The sequence below is a fragment of the Kitasatospora sp. NPDC088742 genome (assembly GCF_055584905.1).
This window is the reverse complement of sequence record NZ_JBVJLD010000021.1, coordinates 12,922-34,904: the sequence shown is the minus strand read 5'-3', so window position 1 is coordinate 34,904 and position 21,983 is coordinate 12,922. Positions and strand designations below refer to the sequence as shown.

The 21,983-nt window shown below is 72.6% G+C and carries 19 protein-coding genes; 12 read left to right on the top strand and 7 right to left on the bottom strand.

Annotated elements, in window-relative coordinates; translation table 11 throughout:
* Window positions 1-173 precede the first annotated feature (173 nt).
* A complete protein-coding gene (locus tag ACZ6ZR_RS18240; RefSeq protein WP_465643453.1) occupies window positions 174-1,154 on the top strand; it encodes a glucosyl-3-phosphoglycerate synthase in 981 nt (326 codons plus the stop codon).
* Window positions 1,155-1,218: 64 nt separating this feature from the next.
* Entirely contained in the window at window positions 1,219-2,712 is a 1,494-nt protein-coding gene (locus tag ACZ6ZR_RS18235; protein ID WP_465643451.1) for an alpha,alpha-trehalose-phosphate synthase (UDP-forming), read from the top strand.
* 50 nt (window positions 2,713-2,762) lie between these two features.
* Here ACZ6ZR_RS18235 and ACZ6ZR_RS18230 read toward each other — a convergent pair whose 3' ends face one another.
* A complete protein-coding gene (locus tag ACZ6ZR_RS18230) occupies window positions 2,763-4,715 on the bottom strand; it encodes a carbohydrate-binding protein (RefSeq protein WP_465643449.1) in 1,953 nt (650 codons plus the stop codon).
* Between the two features lie 168 nt (window positions 4,716-4,883).
* Between ACZ6ZR_RS18230 and ACZ6ZR_RS18225 the strand changes: the two genes are divergently transcribed.
* From ACZ6ZR_RS18225 to ACZ6ZR_RS18205, 5 genes are read left to right on the top strand one after another with little or no spacing between them, the layout of a single operon-like run.
* Window positions 4,884-6,236 (top strand): ABC transporter substrate-binding protein, encoded by a 1,353-nt coding sequence (locus ACZ6ZR_RS18225; RefSeq protein WP_465643447.1) that lies wholly within the window; start codon window positions 4,884-4,886, stop codon window positions 6,234-6,236.
* On the top strand, window positions 6,233-7,084 hold the full coding sequence (locus tag ACZ6ZR_RS18220; RefSeq protein WP_465643445.1) for a carbohydrate ABC transporter permease: 852 nt from the start codon (window positions 6,233-6,235) through the stop codon (window positions 7,082-7,084). Before ACZ6ZR_RS18225 ends, ACZ6ZR_RS18220 begins: the two co-directional genes overlap by 4 nt.
* On the top strand, window positions 7,081-7,917 hold the full coding sequence (locus tag ACZ6ZR_RS18215; protein WP_465643443.1) for a carbohydrate ABC transporter permease: 837 nt from the start codon (window positions 7,081-7,083) through the stop codon (window positions 7,915-7,917). The genes ACZ6ZR_RS18220 and ACZ6ZR_RS18215 overlap by 4 nt, the downstream gene beginning before the upstream one ends.
* Entirely contained in the window at window positions 7,914-9,677 is a 1,764-nt protein-coding gene (locus tag ACZ6ZR_RS18210; protein WP_465643442.1) for a glycoside hydrolase family 36 protein, read from the top strand. The genes ACZ6ZR_RS18215 and ACZ6ZR_RS18210 overlap by 4 nt, the downstream gene beginning before the upstream one ends.
* A complete protein-coding gene (locus ACZ6ZR_RS18205) occupies window positions 9,674-10,669 on the top strand; it encodes a LacI family DNA-binding transcriptional regulator (RefSeq protein ID WP_465643440.1) in 996 nt (331 codons plus the stop codon). The genes ACZ6ZR_RS18210 and ACZ6ZR_RS18205 overlap by 4 nt, the downstream gene beginning before the upstream one ends.
* A 59-nt stretch (window positions 10,670-10,728) precedes the next feature.
* On the opposite strand, the gene otsB is transcribed toward ACZ6ZR_RS18205, so the two are convergent.
* Together otsB and ACZ6ZR_RS18195 are read right to left on the bottom strand one after the other, a co-directional pair.
* Window positions 10,729-11,541 carry a trehalose-phosphatase gene (gene otsB, locus ACZ6ZR_RS18200; RefSeq protein ID WP_465643438.1) on the bottom strand — a complete coding sequence of 271 codons (813 nt, stop codon included), beginning with the start codon at window positions 11,539-11,541 and terminating at the stop codon, window positions 10,729-10,731.
* A 181-nt stretch (window positions 11,542-11,722) separates the two neighbouring features.
* Window positions 11,723-11,950, bottom strand: coding sequence for a DUF3263 domain-containing protein (locus tag ACZ6ZR_RS18195; RefSeq protein ID WP_465643436.1), 228 nt, complete (start codon window positions 11,948-11,950; stop codon window positions 11,723-11,725).
* Window positions 11,951-12,046: 96 nt separating this feature from the next.
* On the opposite strand from ACZ6ZR_RS18195, the gene ACZ6ZR_RS18190 reads away from it, so the two are divergent.
* Window positions 12,047-12,415, top strand: coding sequence for a cupin domain-containing protein (locus ACZ6ZR_RS18190; RefSeq protein WP_465643434.1), 369 nt, complete (start codon window positions 12,047-12,049; stop codon window positions 12,413-12,415).
* 7 nt (window positions 12,416-12,422) lie between these two features.
* Here ACZ6ZR_RS18190 and ACZ6ZR_RS18185 read toward each other — a convergent pair whose 3' ends face one another.
* Both ACZ6ZR_RS18185 and ACZ6ZR_RS18180 read right to left on the bottom strand, forming a co-directional pair.
* Window positions 12,423-13,712 (bottom strand): extracellular solute-binding protein, encoded by a 1,290-nt coding sequence (locus ACZ6ZR_RS18185; protein ID WP_465643432.1) that lies wholly within the window; start codon window positions 13,710-13,712, stop codon window positions 12,423-12,425.
* 143 nt (window positions 13,713-13,855) lie between these two features.
* Window positions 13,856-14,638: a DeoR/GlpR family DNA-binding transcription regulator gene (locus ACZ6ZR_RS18180; RefSeq protein ID WP_465643430.1), complete on the bottom strand. Its 783-nt coding sequence runs from the start codon at window positions 14,636-14,638 to the stop codon at window positions 13,856-13,858.
* A 172-nt stretch (window positions 14,639-14,810) separates the two neighbouring features.
* Here ACZ6ZR_RS18180 and ACZ6ZR_RS18175 point away from each other — a divergent pair, with 172 nt between their 5' ends.
* The 4 genes from ACZ6ZR_RS18175 (at window position 14,811) to ACZ6ZR_RS18160 (ending at window position 18,938) form a co-directional block, all read left to right on the top strand.
* Entirely contained in the window at window positions 14,811-15,716 is a 906-nt protein-coding gene (locus ACZ6ZR_RS18175; RefSeq protein ID WP_465643428.1) for an SIS domain-containing protein, read from the top strand.
* Between the two features lie 168 nt (window positions 15,717-15,884).
* Window positions 15,885-16,817 (top strand): ROK family protein, encoded by a 933-nt coding sequence (locus ACZ6ZR_RS18170; protein WP_465643426.1) that lies wholly within the window; start codon window positions 15,885-15,887, stop codon window positions 16,815-16,817.
* Complete coding sequence (gene nagA / locus ACZ6ZR_RS18165) at window positions 16,814-17,986, top strand: N-acetylglucosamine-6-phosphate deacetylase (RefSeq protein ID WP_465643424.1); 1,173 nt, start codon at window positions 16,814-16,816, stop codon at window positions 17,984-17,986. The genes ACZ6ZR_RS18170 and nagA overlap by 4 nt, the downstream gene beginning before the upstream one ends.
* 79 nt (window positions 17,987-18,065) lie before the next feature.
* Window positions 18,066-18,938 (top strand): class II fructose-bisphosphate aldolase, encoded by an 873-nt coding sequence (locus tag ACZ6ZR_RS18160; RefSeq protein ID WP_465643422.1) that lies wholly within the window; start codon window positions 18,066-18,068, stop codon window positions 18,936-18,938.
* On the opposite strand, the gene ACZ6ZR_RS18155 is transcribed toward ACZ6ZR_RS18160, so the two are convergent.
* On the bottom strand, window positions 18,907-19,857 hold the full coding sequence (locus ACZ6ZR_RS18155) for a carbohydrate-binding protein (protein WP_465643420.1): 951 nt from the start codon (window positions 19,855-19,857) through the stop codon (window positions 18,907-18,909). The two genes, ACZ6ZR_RS18160 and ACZ6ZR_RS18155, sit on opposite strands and share 32 nt — an antisense overlap.
* 217 nt (window positions 19,858-20,074) lie before the next feature.
* Window positions 20,075-21,895 (bottom strand): GGDEF domain-containing protein, encoded by a 1,821-nt coding sequence (locus ACZ6ZR_RS18150; RefSeq protein WP_465643418.1) that lies wholly within the window; start codon window positions 21,893-21,895, stop codon window positions 20,075-20,077.
* Window positions 21,896-21,983 lie beyond the last annotated feature (88 nt).

Genomic DNA, 21,983 nt, shown 5'->3' with positions numbered 1-21,983 from the left:
ACGTGGGGGGCGGAGGAAGGAGCGGCGCCGGGGTGCGTGGCTCGGCGGCGCCGACCAGGGAGTCCGTGCGGAGCATCGGCGACCGAGGAGAAGCCGGCGAGGTGCGTGCCCCGGCGTCGCGACGCCGCCCCCCAAGTGCCGGTCGGTCCAAGCCGTCCGACCCTGCCGAGGAGTTGCTGCCGGAGGTGTCCGACTGGCTGCGCCGGCGCTCCTGGACCGCGGCCGAGCGGCCGTTGGAGGCACTGCTGGCGGCCAAGCGGGCGGCGGGCCCGGCCGGGACGATCAGCGTGGTGCTGCCTGCCCTGGATGAGGAGTCGACGGTCGGCGGGATCGTCCGGGTGATCCGCCGTGAGCTGATGGAGCGTCTGCCGCTGGTGGACGAGCTGGTGGTGGTGGACTCCGGCTCGGCCGACGGCACGGCGCGGACCGCCGCCGAGGCCGGGGCCCGGGTGGTGCACCGGGACGAGGTGCTGCCCCGGCTGCCCGCCGTCCCCGGCAAGGGCGAGGTGCTCTGGCGCTCGCTGCTGGCCACCTCCGGGGAGATCGTCTGCTTCGTGGACGCGGACCTGCGGGAGTTCGACCCGGCCTTCGTCTCCGGGATCGTCGGGCCGCTGCTCACCGACCCGTCGATCGAGCTGGTGAAGGCGATGTACGACCGCCCGCTGGAGACCGAGGGGGCCGTCGTCCCGGCGGGCGGCGGGCGGGTCACCGAGCTGGTGGCGCGGCCGCTGCTCAACCTGCACTGGCCCCAACTGGCCGGATTCGTCCAGCCGTTGGGCGGCGAGTACGCGGCCCGCCGCTCGCTGCTGGAGCGGCTGCCGTTCCCCACCGGCTACGGGGTGGAGCTCGGTCTGCTGGTGGACGCGCTGGAGCTGGCCGGGCTGGACGCGCTGGCCCAGGTGGACGTCGGGGTGCGCCACCACCGGCACCAGGACGGCCAGGCCCTCGGGCGGATGGCGGCGACCATCTACCGCACCGCGCTGGAGCGGCTGGACCGGGCCGGCCGGCTGAAGAGCGGCCAGGACCTGGTGCGTCCGCTGCTCACCCAGTTCACCCGGGACCCGGCCAACCGGGAGTTCACCGCCCACACCCATCCGGTCGGCGCGCTGGAGCGGCCGCCGATGGCGACCGTGCCGGAGTACCACCGACGGTGAGCCTCCGCGCGCGCCCCGTGTGCCGACTGGTTTGCCCCCGGGGATGCGAGGCAAGGTTGGTGACATGGCCGATCTCGCGACCGCACGTTCGAATCAGACCGGGGCCGCCCCCATCCTGGTGGCCTCCAACCGGGGGCCGGTGTCCTTCACCGCCGAGGACGACGGCTCGCTGACCCTGCGCAGAGGCGGCGGCGGGCTGGTGTCCGGGCTCTCCGCGATCGACGACCCGACCGCCGTCTGGGTCTGCGCCGCGCTCTCCGAGGCGGACCGCACCGCCGCCCGCCAGGCCCCCCGGGGCCGGCTCGACCTGGCCGGGCACCAGGTCGGCGGGCAGGCCGTGCGGATGCTGGACATCGACCCGGGCACCTTCGCCCGCGCCTACAACGGGGTGGCCAACTCCACCCTCTGGTTCGTCCACCACCTGCTGTACGAGACTCCGGTGGCACCGGTCTTCGACGACCGCTTCCGCCGCGAATGGGACTCCTACCAGGCCTACAACACCGCCTTCGCCGAGGCCCTGGCCGCCGAGGCGGCGCCGGGCGCCGCGGTGCTGGTGCAGGACTACCACCTCTCGCTGGCCCCGGCCCTGCTCCGCGAGCTGCGGCCCGACCTGAGGATCGGTCACTTCTCGCACACCCCGTGGGCCCCGCCCGAGTACTACCGGCTGCTGCCCGACGACGTGGCGGCCGACGTGCTCGCCGGCATCCTCGGCGCCGACCGGGCCGGCTTCCTCACCCGGCGCTGGGCGCTGGCCTTCGCGGACTGCTGCGAGGCCGTGCTCGGCGCCGTCGTGGACCGCGAGGCGCTCACCGTCACGCACGCGGGGCGGACCACCGCACTGGGCGTGCACGGGCTGGGAGCGGACGCCGGCTTCCTCCGCGACCGGGCCCACCAGCCGGACGTGGACGCCCGGTTGGCCACTCTCAAGGAGGCCGTGGGCCACTCCGGCGATCAGGCACGGCGGAAGACCATCGTCCGGGTGGACCGCACCGAGCTCAGCAAGAACATCGTCCGCGGCCTGCTGGCCTACCGTCACCTGCTCCGCACCCGCCCCGAGTGGCTGGACCGGGTGGTGCACGTGGCCTTCGCCTACCCCTCCCGGCACGACCTGCCCGAGTACCGCGAGTACACCGCCGCCGTGCAGCGGACCGCCCAGGAGATCAACGACGAGTTCGGGACGGCGAGTTGGCAGCCGCTGATCCTGCACGTGAACGACGACTTCCCGCGCTCGCTGGCCGCCTACCGGCTGGCCGACGTCGCGCTGGTCAACCCGATCCGGGACGGGATGAACCTGGTCGCCAAGGAGGTCCCGGTGGTCTCCGACGCGGGCTGCGCCCTGGTGCTCTCCCGGGAGGCCGGCGCCCACGCCGAACTGGCCGAGGACTCCGTGGTGGTGAACCCCTACGACGTGATCGCCACCGCCGAGGCGCTGCACCGCGCCCTCACCATGCCGGAGGCCGAACGGGCCGACCGCACCAAGCGGTTGGCGGCGGCGGCCACCGCGCTGCCGCCGCAGCAGTGGTTCCTGGACCAGCTGCACGCGCTGCGCGGCGAGTAGACCGTCCGGGCCGGTGGGAGGGCTGATCCCCCACCGGCCCGGACGGGTCGTCAGGTCGCGACGGAGACGGTCTGGCCCGCCGCCACCTTGACGGTGAGGTAGCTGTAGGTGACGCCGTGCTCGATCCTGGTCTGCGCCTTCTTCGCCACCCCGTCCACGCTCAGCGTCGGGTGGCTGCCGGCGAAGCGGGCCTCCCAGGTGTAGCTGCGGGCGGTGGAGTGGTTGGTCAGGGTGGAGCGGTTGGCCCCGTCCTGGCGCAGGCCGATCCGGTCCTTGCCGACCGGGATGTCGTCCACCTGGAGCCAGTCCATCCCGGCGGGCAGCCGGGACTGGGTGGTGAGCCTGCGGCCCGGGGCGTCCGGGTCCAGGCCGAGCAGGCCGGAGACGGTCTGGCCGACCAGGGTGAAGGAGACCTCGGGGTAGTCGCCGTTCGGGCCCTGCGAGGCGTTCACGTGCTGCGCGTCGCGCCGGTCGTAGACGTACTTCATCCACTTCCAGGCGGCGTCGTTGCGGTTGTTGGCGAAGAAGGTGTCCGGCAGGTAGGTGAAGGCCTCGATGTTGGACGGGCCGTCGGGGCCGGCCGCCTGGGCGTCGACGTAGTCGAGGTAGGCGTCGTTGCGCGGGCCGGCCTCGATGATCCGCTTCATCGGCATGAACCAGCTGTTCTCCAGGCCCCAGCCCTTGAACGCGGTGCCGTCCAGTGAGTACGCCCGGACCATGTCCGCGCCCGAACCGGTGCCGCTCCACTCGGAGTTGAAGTACTGCTTGAGGGCGGCGGCCTGCTGCTCGGCCTTGGCGGCCAGCGCGGTGTCGCCCTTGCCCCGGGCCAGCGCGGCCAGGCCGAGGTAGGCCTGGTACTGGGCGGCTATGCCGTCGCCGGCCTCGGCCAGCTTCTCGTCGCCCTGCTCGTTGTAGCTGGCGGTGCCGGAGAAGATGCCCTTGCCGGTGCCCTCGGCGACGGCCACCGCGCCGTTCGGCTTCGCCTGGTTGTGCAGGGCGACGAACTCCTCGGCGGTGTGCCGGTAGAAGTCCCAGAGCACCTCGTCCTCGACGTACGCCTTGTCGCCGCTCCAGCGGTACGCCTGGGCCGCCTTCTCCACCAGCTCGAACGGGGCCGGCACCTCGCGGACGAAGAGGTCGGGGCGGCGGTAGTCGATGCCCAGGTAGGTGCCGGTGTCGAAGTTGTGCGCCCAGACCGGGTAGTACTTGTGCGCCTCGGTGGCCGAGGCGGCGAAGGAGCGCAGCATGGTGCGGTTCTCGGCGGTCAGGCCGAGCACCTGGGCGCCGACCACCTGGTGCGCCATGTCGCGGGAGTAGTAGCCGCTGCGGTTGGCGTAGCCGGCCCAGTAGGAGGGGCCGTAGACGGCGGTGCCGGTGCCGAAGCGGTTGTTCTCGTCGACGTTCACCGGACCGGTCGAACCGGCAAGCAGCACCCAGGAGTTGGCCTTGCGCTTGGCCCAGTCGAACATCTCCACGACCCGGGGGTCGGAGGAGGTGGCGACCGGGTCGGCGGGGGCCGCCGGGGAGATCATCACGTCGTCGACGTTGAGCCAGCCGTCGCCGGACTCGAAGGCGATCTCGACCTTGTCGCCCTTCTTGACCTCGATCCGGCTGACGGTGTGCCGGGAGTACTCGTAACGGGCGGGGATGGTGACCGACCCGGCTCCGGTGCCGTTGACCTTCACGGCGAAGCGGCCGTTCGGACCGCCGGTGGCGATCCAGGCCGAGATGTCGTACCGGCCGTCCACCGGGGCGGTCAGCGTCTGGCTGACCCGGAAGCCGGGGCCGCCGTCGAGGTAGGCGAGCCTGGCCCCGCCGTGCGGGTAGTTGGTGGCCACTCCGGAGCCGGAGGTGAAGTTCCAGCCCCTGGTGCCGAGTTCGAAACCGGGGTTGACCACGGTCGGGACCTTGGCGGTGGCGGCCGCGGCCACCCCCGTGGCCTGCGGGGCGAGCGGTGCGAGCAGTGCGAGAGCGGTGAGCAGCGTCATTCCGGCGCGTCGCATCAGGGTCTCCTGGGTCGCCTGTAGAGGGTGCAGCGAAGCTAACAGCCCGAACTACTGCTTTCAATGCTCTTGCACGACCTGGGAGAAAGTTTTCATCACGCCATTGCAAGTCGTCGGCCGTCGTTGCTAACGTCCAGCCGTCACCCACCCTCGGAAGGCAGGACAACCATGGACCTCGACAGACGCGGACTGCTCAGACTCGGCGGCGCCCTCACCGTTGGTGCCGGACTGACCGGGCTCACCACCGCGTGCGCCGGCACCGGCACCGGCACCGACGCCAAGGGCGGCGGCGCGGGCGACGCCAAGAAGGGCGAGATCTCGGTCTGGAGCTGGCAGGGCCCCGCCGCCCAGCTCAAGGCGCTCCTGCCGGCGTTCAACGCGGTGTACCCGGACATCAAGGTCAACGTCCAGGACATCGGCAACCCGGCCATCTGGGACAAGATCACCACCGGCATGGCGGCCGGCGGCGCCGGCCTGGCCGACGTCCTGCACATCGGCGTGGACTACCTGCCGAGCTACGTCGAGAAGTTCCCGAACGGCCTGGCCGACCTCGGCCCGCTCGGCGCCACCAAGTACCAGAGCGCCTTCGCCGCCGGCCTGTGGGAGACCGTCGCCCCCAAGGGCCGGGTCAACGCCCTTCCCTGGGAGGCCAACTCGGGCGGCTTCTGGTACCGCGCCGACCTGTTCGAGCAGGCCGGGGTGGACGTCGAGGGGCTGCAGACCTGGGACGAGGTCATCGAGGCGGGCAAGAAGCTCAAGGAGAAGACCGGCAAGTTCCTGCTGGGCATCGACAAGCCCGCCTCGCAGGCCGACTCCGCCAACTTCTTCCAGCTGCTGCTCCAGCTCCAGGGCGCCTTCTACTTCAACATGGACGGCGCGATCACCCTGGACTCGCCGCAGGCGGTCACCGCGCTCACCATCATCAAGAAGATGAACGACGCGGGCCTGGTCGCCGACCTGTCCGGCGGCTGGAGCGCGCTGGAGAACTCCATCAAGGGCGCCACCTCCGCGGTGCTGCCCTGGCCGACCTGGTTCGGCGGGATCATCGAGGGCCTGGTGCCGCAGGAGGCCGGCAAGTGGAAGGTCCGGCTCCCCCCGGCCGTCCGCCAGGGCGGCACCAACGCGGCCACCGTGAACTCGACCCACCTGGCCGTCTCCGGCTCCAGCAAGCAGCAGGCCGCCGCCTGGAGCTTCATCGAGTTCGTGCTGACCCGCCCGGCCTCCCAGGTCTCCATCTACAAGGGCAAGGGCATCGCCCCGGCCCTGATGTCCGCCTACGAGGACTCGGCCTTCCACACCGCGTCGCCGTTCTTCAGCGGCCAGAAGCAGGGCGAGATCTTCCTCAAGGCCCTGCAGACCCCGTCCCCGGCCACCAACTACTCGGCCGACTACGCCCGCGCCCTCAAGGTGGTGACGGACGCTCAGACCAAGGTCCTGCTCAAGGGTGCCGACCCGGCCGAGGTGCTCAAGCAGGCCGCCGACCAGCTCGCCCAGCAGACCGGGCGCAAGGTCGTTCGATGACCCCGGCGAGGCGGCGTGCGCTGCCGTACCTGTTCGTTCTCCCGGCGCTGCTGTTGTTCGCGGCTTTCAAGGTCTACCCGATCGCCGCCTCGTTCCGGCTCAGCCTGTACCGCTCCACCGGAGGCACCGAGACCTTCGCCGGCCTGGACAACTACTCCAGGCTCCTCGACGACCCGCTGTTCTGGACCTCCCTGAGCAACAGCGCGGTCATCCTGGCGATCCAGGTGCCGCTCATGCTGACCCTCGCGACCGGCCTCGCAGTGGCGCTCAACTCGTCGCTGCTGCGGGCCCGGTCCGTGTTCCGGCTGGGCTTCTTCCTGCCGATGATCACCGGCCTGGTGGCCTACGGGATCATCTTCTCCGTCCTGCTCAACCAGCAGTACGGCCTGGTCAACTGGCTGATCGGGACGGACGTCCCGTGGCTGACCGACCCGCTCTGGGCGAAGATCTCGCTCGGGCTGGCGCTGACCTGGCACTACACCGGCTACAACGCGGTCATCCTGCTCGCCCGCCTGCAGTCCGTCCCCGCCGAGCTGTACGACGCGGCGGCGGTGGACGGGGCGGGCGCCTGGAAGGCGTTCCGGCACGTGACCCTGCCGGGCATCAAGCCGGCCCTGCTGCTCACCACGGTGCTCTCCACCATCGGCACCCTGCAGATCTTCGACGAGCCCTACGTCCTCACCGGCGGCGGGCCCGACAACGCGACCCTGACCATCGGCATGTACCTGTACCAGAACGCCTTCAAGTACTTCGACTTCGGCTACGCCTCGGCGATCGCGTACGCACTCGCGCTGATCATCGGTGCCCTCGGCCTCGTCCAGTTCAAGCTGCTGGGGGACAAGTCATGAGCACCCGCGTCCGCAACCGCACCGCCAAGTCGATCGGCCTGACCTGGTCGCTGGCCATCACCCTGGCCGCCGTCCTGGTCCCCTTCTACTGGCTGATCATCGCCGCCACCCACAGCTCCAAGGAGATCTTCACCTCCCCGCCGCCACTGCTGCCCGGCGGGCACCTCCTGGACAACCTCGGCTCGCTCCAGGAGAAGGCCGACTTCGGCCGGGTGGTGGTCAACTCCCTTGGCATCGCGGTGGTCTACACACTGACCGCCGGCGTCATCTGCACCCTGGCCGGCTACGGCTTCGCCAAGTTCGAGTTCAAGGGCAAGGAGGCGCTGTTCGGCCTCCTGATGCTGGGTCTGGTGATCCCGTCCCAGGTCACCCTGGTACCGCTGTTCCGCCTGATGGCCGAGCTGAGCTGGCTGGACACCTACCAGGCCGTCATCCTGCCCAACCTGGCGCTGCCGTTCGGCATCTTCCTGATGCGCCAGTCGATGTCCACCCTCCCGAACGAACTGCTCGACTCCGGCCGGGTGGACGGCTGCGGCGAGCTGCGGCTGTTCCTGCGGGTGGCGCTGCCCCCGATGCGGCCCGCGCTGGCCGCGCTGGCCATCTTCCTCTTCCTCTTCCAGTGGAACGAGTTCATCTGGCCGCTCACGGTGCTGCGCAGCGAGAGCGCGCTCACCATCCCGGTCGCGCTCGCCTCGCTCCAGGGCGTGGACGACACCGACTACGGCGCCATCCTGGCCGGCACGGCCATCGCCGCCCTGCCGATGGCGGCGCTCTTCCTGGCACTTCAGAAGCACTTCGTCTCCGGACTCCTCGCAGGGGCGGTGAAGGAATGACCATCCATCACGAGGCGGTCACCACCGCCGAGTTGGCCCCGGCCACGTTCGAGCCGCTGCTCGACCAGGTCTCGGTCGCGGTCCCCGGCGGCCACTGGTCCAGCACCGAACTCCCCTCCGGGATCAGGATGGTGGCGGTCGGCTCGGCCGACGGCGGCCCCGTCGAGGTCCGGCTCTCGGTGCCGCTCGGCGACGCCGCCGGCTACTGGCACCCGCAGGGCGGCTGGCGCCGCACCCTGACCGCCGACTGGGAGGGCAAGGCCTCGGTCTCGCTGGTGGACTCGCTCGCCACCGGCTGCCTGTACGACCACGCCGGCACCACCATGCTCACCTTCGCGGCGGCCGACCCGGTGCCCGAGGCCCGGCTGCGGTTCGGGGTCTCCGAGGAGACCGACAGCTTCGTGGTGCAGCTGCTGCTGCCCGCCGCCCCCGGCGGCCACCGGCTGCTCTTCGTCCCGCGCTCGGCCTCGGCGGCCACCGCGATGCGCACCCTGCGCGAGTGGTACGCCGCCGGGATCACCCCGATGCCGGTGCCGGAGGGCGCCCGCACCCCGGTCTACTCCACCTGGTACGCCTTCAACCAGCAGGTGGACGCGGCCTCCGTGACCGCCGAGGCCGCGCTGGCCGCCACTATGGGCTTCGGCGCGCTGATCCTGGACGACGGCTGGCAGCTCGGCGGCCACGGCCGCGGCTACGCCGGCTGCGGCGACTGGCTGCCCGACCCGGCCAAGTTCCCCGACCTGGCCGCGCACGTCGCCGAGGTCCGCGGGCTGGGCCTGCACTACCTGCTCTGGGCCGCCCCGCTGCTGGTCGGCCCGGACTCCGAGGCCTACCGGACCTGGCGGCCCACCGTCCGGGCCGGCGTCCCCGGCGCGTACGTGCTGGACCCGCGGATCCCGGAGGTCCGGGCCCACGTGGTCGGGCTCTGCGTCCGGCTGGTCCGTGAGTACGGCCTGGACGGCCTCAAGCTGGACTTCCTGGACGAGGCGATGGTGCACGCCGGCGACGGCGGCCCCGACGTCGGCCTGGCCATGACCGAGCTGCTGGCCGAGGTCCGCAGCGAGCTGGAGAAGGTCCGCCCCGGCCTGCTGCTGGAACTGCGCCAGCCGTACACCGGCCCCGGCATGGCCCCGTACGGGAACCTGCTGCGCTCCTTCGACTGCCCGGCGGACTCCACCGCCAACCGGGTGCGCACCATCGACACCGCCTTCCTGGCGATCGGCGGCGCGGTCCACTCGGACATGCTGCTCTGGCACCCCGGCGCCCCCGCGCACAGCGTGGCCCGGCAGCTGATCGGCGCCCTGCACTCCGTCCCGCAGGTCTCGGTGAAGCTCACCGAGGTCCCCGAGGAGCACCGGGCCGCGATCTCCTTCTGGCTCGGCCAGTGGGCCAGGCTGCGCCCGGTGCTGCTGGACGGCGTGGTGGAGCCCGGCCGCCCGGACGAGCTCTACCCCGTGGTCCGCGCCGACCGGGACGGCACCGGTCTCATCAGCGTGCACGCGGACCAGGTCGTGCCGGTGGACCTGACCTGGCGTCAGGAGCTGGTGCTGGTGAACGGTTCGGCCTCGGACCGGATCGTCCTGGAGGTGGCCGGTCCGGGTGGTGAGACCGAGCTGACCGCCTACGGACCGTCCGGCCGTATCATCGAGCGCAGGCTGCTGGGCCTGACGCCCGGCCTGCACGCGCTGCCGGTGCCGAAGTCCGGACTTGCCGTGCTCAGTGGTCCGGTGGGGGCCACCGAGGTGGAAGGGGCGGAATGAAGGTCGGCATCACCGAACTCGCGGCTCGGGCCGGTGTCAGCGAGGCGACCGTCAGCCGGGTGATCAACCGGCGTCAGGGCGTCGCCAAGAAGACCCGTGACGCGGTCGAGCGGGCGATGTCCGAGCTGGGCTACGAACGTTCCACCCCGGGCCAGTTGGTCGCCGTGGTGACCGAGCGGGTGTCCAACCCGTTCTTCGCCGACGTGGCCGAGCGGATCGAGTCCGCGCTCGCCCCGCACGGGCTCAAGATGGTGCTCTGCCCCGCCTTCCCCGGCGGGGTGCAGGAGCGCGAGTTCGTCTCCGCGCTGGTCGACCGCGGCATCGCCGCGGTGGTCTTCCTCTCCGCCAGCAACACGGTGGAGGGCGCGGACGTCGAGACCTACGAGCTGCTCCGCGACCGCCGGGTGCCCTACCTGGGCATCAACGGCGAGTTCGCGGACGGGCATCCGGCGCCGGTGTTCTCCACCGACGACACGCTCGCCGCCGAACTCGCCGTGGACCACCTGTACCGCCTCGGCCACCGCCACATCGGCATGGCCTCCGGCCCGGCCGGCAACCACCCGGCCGACCGCCGGGTGGAGGGCTTCCTCGCCGCCATGGAGCGGCGCGGCCTGACCGACGCCGCCCAGTGGGTCTTCCGCCAGTCGTACACCGTGGAGGGCGGCCAGGCGGCCGCCGCCGCCCTGCTCCGGCAGGGCGCCACCGCCATCGTCGCGGCCAGCGACTTCATGGCCCTCGGCGCGATCCGCGGCCTGCGCCGGCACGGCCTGTCCGTCCCGGACGACGTCTCGGTGGTCGGCTACGACGGCACCATCATCACCGAGTTCACCGACCCGCCGCTCACCACCGTCCGGCAGCCGGCCGACCGGCTGGCGCTGGAGGTCGGCCGGAGCGTGCTGGCCCTGGTCGCCGGACGGCCGGTCCCCACCGGCGAGTTGCTCTTCGACCCCGAGCTGGTGATCCGCTCCACCACGGCCGCGCCGCGGGCCTGAGACCGCCCGTGTCCCTCCTCCGCCCGCCGGAGGAGCGAGGGACACGGGCGCTCGGCGTGTCAGCGCAGCGTCTCCGCGATGCTCCGCAGCAGCTCCGCGACGCCGGTCGGGCCCGGGACCAACAGGTCGGCGCGCTCGGCGAGTTCGGCCACCTGGCGCTCGCCCGTGACGGCCGAACTGCAGACCAGCACGGCCGGGCCGCCGCCCGCGCGACGCCGCTCCAACGCCTCGTACGCGGGCAGGTCGCCGAGGTCGTCCCCCGCGTACAGCACCGCCGCCCCCGGCCGCTCCGCCAGGTACTCCGTCAGCGCCCCGCCCTTGTCCACACCCGGTGGACGCAGCTCCAGCACGTACCGGCCCGGCTCCACCATCAGCCCGTGCCGGGCCGCCAACTCGGCCAGCGGCACCCGGAGTTCCTCCAGCAGCGCCTGCGGGTCGGCGGTCCGCCGGGTGTGCACCGCCAGCGCCCGCCCCTTGTCCTCCACCCACGCCCCCGACTCCCCCACCACGGCGGGCAGTTCGGCCCTCGCGGCGGCCACCCCGGGCGGCGGCTCCGGCGCCGTCAGCACCCCGGCCTCCCAGCGCTCCGCCCCGTACTGCCCCAGCACGGTCAGCCCGAGGCCCTCGAACCCCCCGTACTCCACCGCCACCGCCGCCGGACGGCCCGTCACCACCACGACCCCGCCCACCAACGGCAGCAACTCCCGCAGCGCCGCCACCGCCGCCGGCTCCGCCCGCGCGGCGGCCGGATCGGCCACGATCGGTGCCAACGTCCCGTCGAAGTCCAGGGCGACCACCGCACTCCGCGGCTCCGCAACCAGGGCTCGCAGCCCCACCCGCCCGGCGTCCGTACTCGGCTCAGGGATACCCATGCCCCGACCCTAACGGCGACGGTGGCTTCACCGCTGGGGGCGCGAGGAACTGCGCGAGTACGGAAGGCGGCACGGCACTAGATCGGGGCACGCGAGCCAGTTGCACGTGCTGCCGTTCCCCAGCGCGCAGTTCCCCGCGCCCCTGGGTCGCTGCAACTGGACGTCGCGCCCCAGCCGGGCGTCAGCGTTCGGCGCGCTTCGCGTCCCTGATGCGCCGTAGGCGGTTGACCAGGACCGGGTCGGCGGCCAGGGCCTCGGGGCGGTCGAGGAGGGCGTTGAGGAGCTGGTGGTAGCGGGTGGCCGAGAGGTCGAGTTCCTCCCGGACGGCGCGTTCCTTGGCGCCGGCGGTGCGCCAGCCACGGCCCTCCAGGGCGAGCACCGCGCGTTCGCGGTCGGTCAGGTCGGGCATGTCGGCCACCTCCACTTACGGGGTGTCATTCTGCCCGGCCACGGCGACACAGTCTGCTCCCCCGGCCGCCGCGCCGTTCGGGTTAGCGTCGGCCCCATGGACCACAGCTTCGCTCTCAGCATCCCCGACGCCGACCTCGAACCCGACCCGCTCGACCCCTCCCAGATCGTCTCCGGCACCCCCGAGGTGACCGGCAAGCTGCTCTGGGAGTCGGCCGACGGACGTCGGCTGCGCGGCATCTGGCAGATCACCCCGGGCGTGGTGACCGACACCGAGGCGGACGAGATGTTCGTGGTGGTGAGCGGCCGGGCCACCGTCGCGGTGGAGGGCGGCGAGACCCTGGAGCTGGCCCCCGGCACGGTCGGGATCCTGCGCGAGGGCGACCGCACCACCTGGACGGTGCACGAGACCCTCCGCAAGGCCTACGCGATCGACCTCGGCCCCGAAGGGCCCGAGGCCGTCTGACGGAGGCTCAGCCCCCCGAGGTGCGCCGGCTCTGCTCGGCGGCCTCCGCGGCGGCGCCCTGGAGACCGGACAGGACCCCCTGTCCGTCGTTCTTCACGGCGCCGCCGAGCTGCTTCTTGAGCAGCCCGCTGACCCGGTCCCAGGAGGTCTCGCCGTACGGGTAGAAGCGGGCGTTGGTGAGCGCGTCCAGGAACGGCTTGATGTTGTGGCCGGTGCCGGCCATCTCCTCGCGGGCGTCCTGGGTCACCGGCAGGAGGTTGTACATCGACGCGAACTTGATGACGTTCTCCTTCTGGTAGACGTAGCTGAGGAACTTCTTGATCTCGGCCCGGTGCCCGTTCGCCTTGAAGGCCATCATCCAGTCGGCCACCCCCATCGAGGTGGCCTTGCCCTGGGCGTCCTTGCGCGGCAGCGGGGCGGTGCCGTACTGGACGCCCGCCTTGTCGGAGTTGAGGGCCAGCTGCGGGTGGCCGTTGAGCATCGCGACCTTCCCGGCCGCGAAGTCCTCGAAGGCGGTGGCCCGGTTGACCGTGCCGGGGTCCTTGTAGGTGAGGCCCGGGGTGACCAGCGAGGTGCGCAGCCAGTCGAAGGTCTTCTGGTTGGCGTCGCTGTCGATGCTGTAGTTGCCCGCGTCGTCGGCGAAGCCGCCGCCTCCGGAGGTGGCCCACATCAGGCCCTCGGCCTGGGCCTCCTCGGGGCCGAGCGGCAGCCCGTACGGGGTGACGCCGGGCACCTTGTCCTTGATCTTCTTGGCAGCCTTGGCCAGCTCGTCCCAGGTGGCGGGCGGGGCGGTGACGCCCGCCTTCTCGAAGATCGCCTTGTTGTAGAAGAACAGCCGGGAGGAGGTGGTGAACGGGATGCCGTACTGGCTGCCGAGCACCTGCCCGGCCTGGGAGATCGAGGCCAGCATGTTGGCCTGGGTCTCGATGGTCAGCACGTCCCCGGCGGGGTAGAGCCGTCCGGCCGCGACCTGGTCGGCGTAGCCGCCGGTCTGCACCAGGTCGGGCGACTTGCCGGTCTTGACCAGCTCGGCGACCCGGGTGTCGATGTCGGTCCAGGGGACCACCTCGACCTGGACCTTGATGTGCGGGTTGGCGGCCTCGAAGCCCTTCGCCAGCTCCTGCCAGTACGGCTCGGTGCTGGTGGCCCGGTTGGTGCCGTAGTCCGGCGCGACCAGCTTGAGCGTGACGTCACCCTCCGTCCCCAGTCCGAGCGCTCCGCAGCCGCTGAGCAGCAGCGCGGCGGTGACGGCGAGGGCCGTCGAGGGGAGGAACGACTTCCGGGCGGCGCTGGACAACGGGGGACCAACCTTCGGGCGGAGACGGAGCGTCGCACACCCTTCCAGCGCAGACCCTTAGTGGTCCAGACCTGTACACACGGTAGTTACCGAATCTCGGCTGACGTTGCATCAGGCGCAACGCACTAATGGGTGCAGGCCGTTCAGGCCGTGATCACCCGGACGCCGGCCTCCGTGAAGGCCGCGGTCAGCTCCGCCGGGATGCCCTCGTCGGTCACGAGTACGGAGATCCGCTCCACCCCGCAGATCCGCGCGAAGGCGCGGTGGCCCAGCTTGGAGGAGTCGGCCGCCACCACCACCCGGCGGGCCCGCTCGGCGAGCAGCCGGTTGACGCTGGCCTCGCCCTCGTTGTGGGCGGTGGCACCGTACTCGGCGTCCAGCGCGTCCACGCCCAACACCGTGACGTCCAGCGCGAGTTCGCTGAGCACCAGGGTGGCCAGCGGGCCGATCAGCTCGTAGGACTGCGGCCGGGCCACCCCACCGGTGAGCACGATCTTCACCTGCGGACGGACCGTCAACTCGTTGGCGATGTTCACCGCGTTGGTGACGATGGTGAGCGCCTGGCCCGCCCCGCCGTCCGGCTCCGGGCGCACGGCCAGCGCGCGGGCCACCTCGGTGGTGGTGGTGCCGCCGTTCAGGCCGACCACCTCGCCGGGGGCGATCAACTCGGCCACCGCGGCGCCGATCCGCTGCTTGGCATCGGCGTTGCGGGCGGTCTTGTAGCGCAGCGGCAGGTCGTAGCTGACGTTGTGCGCCACCGCGCCGCCCCTGGTCCGGGTGACCATCTGCTGGCGTGCCAGCTGGTCCAGGTCGCGACGGATCGTGGCGGCGGAGACGTCGAGCGCCTCGGCGGCCTCCTCGACCTCCAACTTGCCGTGCTCGTTGAGCAGTTCCAGCAGTGCGTTCCACCGCTCGTACCTGGACACGCTTGGTGTCGCCCCTCTCCCGAAACGCCCGCGCCGGAGGTCTCCGGCGTGGCTGGCTCAGCTTCCCACAGTTCATCTCACGCGAGCTCTCTTGCGCAATCATGCTCGAAACATCTATAAATCAATCAGCTTCACGCATCCGCTCTATGGATTCTCCGGAGGAGCCGTACCCATGTCTTCCCTGACTGCCCAGGAACTGGCCACCCAGCCCGCCAACTGGCGGCAGGCCGCCGCCCTGGCCGCCGCCGTCTCCCCCGCCCTGCCGCAGCGCGGCGAGCGGGTCGCGGTCGTCGGCTGCGGCACCTCCTGGTTCATGGCGCAGGCCTACGCGGTGCTGCGCGAGAGCGGCGGGCACGGCGAGACCGACGCGCTGGCCGCCTCCGAGTTCCCGCTCGGGCGACGCTACGACCGGATCGTGGCGATCACCCGCTCGGGCACCACCACCGAGGTGATCGAGCTGCTCGACCGCCTCAAGACCCCCTCGACCGTGCTCACCGGCACCCCGGGCAGCCCGGTGCTGGAGGTGGCGGACCAGCACGTGATGCTGGACTTCGCCGACGAGCACTCGGTGGTGCAGACCCGCTTCGCCACCACCGCGCTCGCCCTGCTCCGGGCCCACCTGGAGCTGGAGGAGGCACTGCCGGCCGGCGTCGCCACGGTGGCGCGGGCCGCCGAGGACGCCGAGCGGGCGCTGGCCTGGGAGCTGCCGGCCGCGCTGGTCGCGGCCGAGCAGGTGAGCTTCCTCGGCCGCGGCTGGACGTACGGGCTGGCCCAGGAGGCCGGCCTGAAGATGCGCGAGGCGGCCGGCGCCTGGACCGAGTCCTACCCGGCGATGGAGTACCGGCACGGCCCGATCGCCATCGCCGCGCCGGGCCGCGCGGTCTGGGCCTTCGGCGGCCTGCCGGAGGGCCTGCCCGAGCAGATCGGGGCCACCGGCGCCGAGCTGCTGGACGAGCCCGGCCTGGACCCGATGGCGGATCTGGTGCGGGCCCAGCGGCTCGCGGTGGCGACCGCCGAGGCGCGCGGTCTGAACCCCGACGAGCCGCGCGCGCTGACCCGCTCCATCATCCTGGTCTGATCCCGTTTCCTTCCCAACTCCCGTGTCCACAATAGGAAAGAAGGTTGCCAAAGCTCGCACAAAGGGCCTTAAGACATCCTTAAAGGCGACAAACCTCACCGTCATGGACCAGACCAATCGAGCAACTGGACTAGACCTCTCCGACTCGGTCAAGGGAAACTGTCCCCCGTGAAGCACGTCATCGCACTCGATGTAGGCGGAACCGGCATGAAGGCCGCGTTGCTCGCCCAGGACGGCTCCGTGCTGTTCGAAGCACGCCGACCGACCGGGCGGGAGCACGGCACGGACGCCGTCGTCGCCACCATCCTCGACTTCGCCGCCGACCTGGCGGAGGAGGGCAGGCGCCGTTACGGCACCGGCCCCCTCGCCGCCGGCGTCGCGGTACCGGGGACGATCGACGAGAAGAACGGGATCGCGGTCTTCTCCGCCAACCTCGGCTGGCGGGACCTGCCGATGCGCAAGCTGCTCGGCGAGCGCCTCGGCGGCCTTCCGGTCGCACTCGGCCACGACGTCCGCTCCGGCGGGCTGGCCGAGGGCCGGATCGGCGCCGGGCAGGGCGTGGGCCGCTTCCTCTTCATCGCGCTGGGCACCGGCATCGCCGGGGCCATCGGCATCGACGGGGCGATCGAGGCGGGCGCGCACGGCTACGGCGGCGAGATCGGCCACGTGGTGGTCCGCCCCGGCGGCCCGCAGTGCGGCTGCGGCGCCAAGGGCTGCCTGGAGACGCTGGCCTCGGCCGGCGCCGTCTCCCGGGCCTGGGCCGAGGCCAGCGGTGACCCGGAGGCGGACGCGGCGGCCTGTGCCGCGGCGGTCGACGCCGGGGACCCGCGCGCCCTGGCGGTGTGGCGGACCGCGGTCGACGCGCTCGCCGACGGGATCGTGCTGGCCCAGAGCCTGCTCGACCCCTCGACGGTGATCGTCGGCGGTGGGCTGGCCGAAGCCGGTGACACGCTCTTCACACCATTGCGCGCAGCGGTGTCCGAGCGGCTGACCTTCCAGATGCCCCCGAAGGTCGTTCCCGCCATGCTCAAAGACACCGCCGCATCCCTGGGCGCGGGCCTGCTCGCCTGGGATCTGCTCTCCATGGAGGTGACCGCGTGACCGCGGACCGTACTGCACTCGCCGGAGCCCGACTGGTCCTGCCGGGCGGTGTGATCGAGCACGGGCGGCTGTCCGTCGAGGGTTCGCGGATCGCGGGCCTCGGCGGGGAGACCGAACCGGGTGACGTGGACCTCACCGGCTACACCGTCGTCCCCGGTTTCGTGGACCTGCACGTGCACGGTGGCGGCGGCGGCTCCTACGCCTCGGGGATCGCCGAGGAGGCGCTCACCGTGGCCCGCACCCACCTCGCCCACGGCACCACCACCACCATGGCCTCCACCGTCACCGGGGAGATCGACGAGCTCTGCCACCAGGCCGCCGTGCTCTCCGAGCTGGTCGAGGACGGCGTGCTGGCGGGCGTGCACTTCGAGGGCCCGTTCATCTCGCACAACCGCTGCGGCGCGCACCGCCCCGACCTGCTCCGCGACCCGGACCCGGCCCTGGTGCGCAAGCTGGTGGACGCCGCCCGCGGCACCGCGAAGATGTTCACCCTCGCCCCGGAGCTGACGGGTGGTCTGGAGTCCGTCCGGATGCTCGCCGACCTGGGCGTGATCGCCGCCGTCGGCCACACCGACTCGGACTACGACAAGACCCTGGAGGCCGTCGAGGCCGGGGCCACCGTCGCCACCCACCTGTTCAACGCGATGCCGGGCATCCAGCACCGCGCCCCGGGCCCGATCGTCGCCCTGCTCGAGGACGAGCGGGTCACCGTCGAGCTGATCAACGACGGCGTGCACCTGCACCCCTCGGTGCTCGACCTCGCCTACGGCACCGCCGGTGCCGAGCGGGTCGCGCTGATCACCGACGCGATGGGCGCGGCCGGCATGGGCGACGGCCTCTACCCGCTGGGCCCGCTCCAGGTCCGGGTGGAGAGCGGGGTCGCCCGCCTGGTCGAGGGCGGCTCCATCGCCGGCTCCACCCTCACCCTGGACGTCGCCTTCAAGCGCTCCGTCACCGTCAACGGCCTGACCCTCAACCAGGCCGTCACCTCCCTGTCCACCGTCCCGGCCCGGCTGCTCGGCCTGGACGGCTCCATCGGCTCCCTGGAGGCCGGAAAGAACGCCGACCTGGTCGTGCTCGACTCCGACACCTACGAGCTCGTCGCGGTGATGCGCCGCGGCGAGTGGATCGTCGGCGCGGACCGCTTCAGCAAGGCCCACGCGGCCTGAGTCTGGCCCTCCTGTCCCACCGGGAGAGGTGAGCAGCGGATCTGCGTCCCGCTGCTCACCTTCGTCCTGGGGGACACCCATGCCCGTTGCCCGTACGTCCGACCTGCTCGCCTCCGCCGCCGCCGAGGGCCGCGGCCTGCCCGCCTTCAACGTGATCACCCTGGAGCACGCCGAGGCGATCGCCGCCGGCGCCGAACTGGCCGGCTGCCCGGTGATCCTGCAGGTCAGCCAGAACGCCACCGCCTACCACGGCCACCGCCTGCTGCCGCTGGCCCGGGCCTGCGCCGAGGTGGCCGCCGCCGCCTCCGTGCCGGTCTCGCTCCACCTCGACCACGTCGAGGACTTCGACCTGCTGCGCGCCTCGGCCGCGGCCGGGTTCAGCTCCGCCATGTTCGACGCCTCCGCACTGCCGTACGCGGAGAACGTGAAGGCCACCGCCGAGGCCGCCGCCTGGGCGCACCGGCACGGCCTGCACCTGGAGGCCGAGCTCGGCAAGGTGGGCGGCAAGGACGGCGAGCCGCCGCTCTCCCCGCACGCCCCCGGCGCCCGGACCGACCCGGACGAGGCCGCCGCCTACGTGGCCGACACCGGGGTGGACGCGCTCGCGGTGGCGGTCGGCAGCTCGCACGCGATGACCACCCGGACGGCCGCGCTGGACCACGCGCTGGTCCGCCGGCTGGCCGCCGCCGTGCCTGTCCCGCTGGTGCTGCACGGCAGTTCGGGCGTGCCGGACGAGGAGCTCGCGGCGGGTGTGGCGGCCGGCCTGGTGAAGATCAACATCGGCACCGCGCTGAACACCGCCTTCACCCGGGTGGTCCGTCAGCGGCTCGACGGGGACCCGGCGATGACCGACCCGCGCAAGTACCTGGGGCCCGCCCGGAGCGCGATGGCGGAGACCGTCGCGCACCTGGCGGGGGTGGTCACAGGCCGGGATCGACTCCGTTCGGCGTGACCGCGATCTGGTCGAACAGCACCGCGCCGGCCGGGGCCCCGGGGGCGGACTCGATCGTTATGGTGTGCTCGCCCGCACCGGGGATCTCGGCGCTTATCCAGGAGCCGAACCAGGCCTGCTCCGGCTGGAGGCCGGCCTTGTAGTTCCTCAGGTTGATCGGGGTGTAGGTGGGCTTGCCGTCCACCTTCACCACCGCCTGGGCGTCCGCCCCGGTGTTGTTGAAGCGGAGCGACACCCGGTAGGTCGCCGCCTGCGGGACCGAGACCTTCCAGCTCACCACGGCACCGCCGGCCAGGCCGGTGACGTAACCGCCCTTGCCCTTGGCCCCGCCCACCGAGCTGGCCACCGCCGCGCCGCCGGAGAGCTGCAGGCCGCTGAAGTCGGCCACCCCCGCGCCGTTGACCAGCGGCGAGGCGGTCGCGCTCGGCGAGGAGGACGGGGACGCGGAGGTGCCCGGGGTGCTCGCGGGGGCGCTGCCGGTCGGGCCGGAGGCGTTCTTGGCGCCCTTGCCGGCGTCACCCATGGAGAGCGCCACCCCGGCGCCGATGGCGATCGCGGCCACCACCGCGATGGCGCCGATCACCACGCCCTTGCTCCGCCCGGGCGGAGCCTGCTCGCCCGGCTGCGGGCGGGAGTGCTCGGCGTACCGGGCGGGCTGCTGCGGGCCCGGCTGGGCGCCCGGCCCGTACGGCCCCTGCTGGTGCGGGAGGTGCTGCTGCGCGGTCCGCTGGTACGCCGCCTGCGGCTGCGGCGCCGGGTACTGGGCGCGGCCGACCTCGACCGGGCGGGAGTACCCCGGGGACTTCGGCTGCTCGGCGGCGGACTCGCCGTCGGCAGGCCGGTAGAGGTACGCGAACGGGTCCTCCTCCGTCCGGTCCTCGGACGCTCCGTCACTTCCGGCCGTCGTCACGGTGGTCAACTCCCCATCGCAGCACACCCGCGGCGGCCCGACGCCGCACGGGCGGGTGAACGCTCGTACCGGGGGAACCCTACCTGCCAGCCCCTACGCCGGGGAAAGCCGTCCACCGCCGCGCACACGGTCGGGCGAACGGGTGGAGAAACGGTGCGCCTGACGCCCCGTCAGGGCGTACCCCGGGCGGCCGTCCGCCGTTCGGACCCGGTCCGACCTGCCGATTTCACCCCGCGCGCCGGTGCGAGCGCTCGCCCCGCGCGCCGCGCTGGCCACCGCCACGCGCTCGCTTCTCGTCGTACATCCGCTCGTCGGCGGCGTGCAGCACCTCTTCGATGGACATCCCGCAGCCGGCCCAGCCGATGCCCAGGCTGACCCCGACCCGGGTGGTGCGGTTGTCGATCCGCATCGGCGGGATGATCGCGTTGCGCAGCCGCCCGGCCAGGTCCTTGGCCTCCTCGCGGCCGATCCCGTCGGCCAGCACCACGAACTCGTCGCCGCCGAGCCGGGCCACCGTGTCGCCCTCCCGGACCACCTGCTGGAGCCGCCGGGCCACCTCGATCAGCACCCCGTCGCCCGCCTTGTGGCCGAACCGGTCGTTGATCGACTTGAAGCCGTCCAGGTCGCAGAAGAGCACCGCCAGCCCCTTCTCCGAGGCCGGGCCGCGCGGGCCCGAGCCCCAGAGCTCGCCGCCGGTGGGCAGCTCGGCCGGGATCACCGTGTGCACGTGGTCGGCCTCCACCTCGACGTGCTCGCGGGCCCGCCCGAAGGGCTCCCGGTCCAGGCCGAACGACTCCCGCTCCAGCCCCCAGGCGGGCCCGTCAGCGCCCCCGTGACCGTGCGGCAGGGCGACCGGGCCACCCCCCACCTCGAAGCCGCCGTAGGAGGCCACCTGACCGGCGTACGCGGGCTCACCGTCCAGGCGCTCGGGCTCCGCCTGGTGCGCCCCCGCCCCGACCGGGTCCAGCGGACAGATCCGGCGGCCCAGCCGGGCCCGCAGCTCGGCGCTGTTCGGCAGCCCGGTGAGCGCGTCGTGGCTGGCCCGGTGGGCCAGCTGGAACTCGTGCCGCTTGCGCTCCTCGATGTCCTCGACGTGGGTCAGCAGGAAGCTCGGCCCCTCGGCCGCGTCCGCCACCACCGAGTTGCGCAGGCAGACCCACTGGTAGCCGCCGTCCCGCCGGGACAGCCGCAGCTCGGCCCGCCCGCCCTCGGCGCTGGTGCGCTGCAGCAGCTCCAGGTCGTCGGGGTGCACCAGATCGGCGAAGCGCTGCTGGCGGAGGGTCGCCCTGGGCCGCCCCAGCAGCCGGCAGAGCGCGTCGTTCACCCTGGTCAGCTGGCCCATCGCGGCGCCGTGCAGCTCGGTGATGGCCATCCCGCTGGGCGCGTACTCGAAGGCCTGCCGAAAGCTCTCCTCGCTGGCCCGCAGCGCCTGCTGCTCCTTCTCCAGCCGGGCCAGCGCGCGCTGCATCTCGGCCCGCAGCCGGGCGTTGCCGATCGCGATCGAGGCCTGCAGGGAGAACATCTCCAGCGCCTCCCTGGTCCACGCCCCGGGCCGCTTGCCGCTGCGCGGGCGGTCCACCGAGAGCACGCCCAGCAGGTCTCCCCCGGCGCTGTACATCGGGGCCAGCAGCACGTCCTGCGGGTGCCAGTCGTTGACGTACACCGGCAGCGGGCCGTCCCCGGTCCAGCTCGGGATGTCGGTGCCGATCGCCCAGCCCCGGTCGTACGGCAGGAAGCGCAGGGTGCCCCAGTGGTCGCTGACGCTCAGCATCCGCTCCCAGGACTCCCGGGAACCGACCTGGCCGAGCAGCACCGCGGGCCCGCCGAAGGCGCTCTCCTCCAGCTCCCAGACCGCCGCCACCACCAGATCACCGTCCGGCCGCACCAGGCTGACCGCCGCCGCGTCGAAGCCGAGCCCGTGCACCGCGCCCTCGACCACCGCCTGGAGCGTCCCCGCCAGGCTGCGGGCAGCGTTGAGGTCCGCCACGACCCGGTGCAAGGTGCGGAGGGTCGCGAGGCGGACGTAGGGCTCCGACTCGGCTTCCATGCGGGGGCTCCCCGGCTGCTTCGGATAGGTCTTGATGGTTATCGTCCGATTGCCAGAAGAACTGAATCACAGGGAGCACAACGTTCGG

Excerpts from the sequence above, each read along its gene's own strand:
- ACZ6ZR_RS18235 (WP_465643451.1), top strand. The coding sequence starts at position 1,219 with ATGGCCGATCTCGCGACCGCACGTTCGAATCAGACCGGGGCCGCCCCC.
- ACZ6ZR_RS18230 (WP_465643449.1), bottom strand. The coding sequence starts at position 4,715 with ATGCGACGCGCCGGAATGACGCTGCTCACCGCTCTCGCACTGCTCGCA.
- ACZ6ZR_RS18225 (WP_465643447.1), top strand. The coding sequence starts at position 4,884 with ATGGACCTCGACAGACGCGGACTGCTCAGACTCGGCGGCGCCCTCACC.
- ACZ6ZR_RS18220 (WP_465643445.1), top strand. The coding sequence starts at position 6,233 with ATGACCCCGGCGAGGCGGCGTGCGCTGCCGTACCTGTTCGTTCTCCCG.
- ACZ6ZR_RS18215 (WP_465643443.1), top strand. The coding sequence starts at position 7,081 with ATGAGCACCCGCGTCCGCAACCGCACCGCCAAGTCGATCGGCCTGACC.
- ACZ6ZR_RS18210 (WP_465643442.1), top strand. The coding sequence starts at position 7,914 with ATGACCATCCATCACGAGGCGGTCACCACCGCCGAGTTGGCCCCGGCC.
- ACZ6ZR_RS18205 (WP_465643440.1), top strand. The coding sequence starts at position 9,674 with ATGAAGGTCGGCATCACCGAACTCGCGGCTCGGGCCGGTGTCAGCGAG.
- otsB (WP_465643438.1), bottom strand. The coding sequence starts at position 11,541 with ATGGGTATCCCTGAGCCGAGTACGGACGCCGGGCGGGTGGGGCTGCGA.
- ACZ6ZR_RS18195 (WP_465643436.1), bottom strand. The coding sequence starts at position 11,950 with ATGCCCGACCTGACCGACCGCGAACGCGCGGTGCTCGCCCTGGAGGGC.
- ACZ6ZR_RS18190 (WP_465643434.1), top strand. The coding sequence starts at position 12,047 with ATGGACCACAGCTTCGCTCTCAGCATCCCCGACGCCGACCTCGAACCC.
- ACZ6ZR_RS18175 (WP_465643428.1), top strand. The coding sequence starts at position 14,811 with ATGTCTTCCCTGACTGCCCAGGAACTGGCCACCCAGCCCGCCAACTGG.
- ACZ6ZR_RS18160 (WP_465643422.1), top strand. The coding sequence starts at position 18,066 with ATGCCCGTTGCCCGTACGTCCGACCTGCTCGCCTCCGCCGCCGCCGAG.
- ACZ6ZR_RS18150 (WP_465643418.1), bottom strand. The coding sequence starts at position 21,895 with ATGGAAGCCGAGTCGGAGCCCTACGTCCGCCTCGCGACCCTCCGCACC.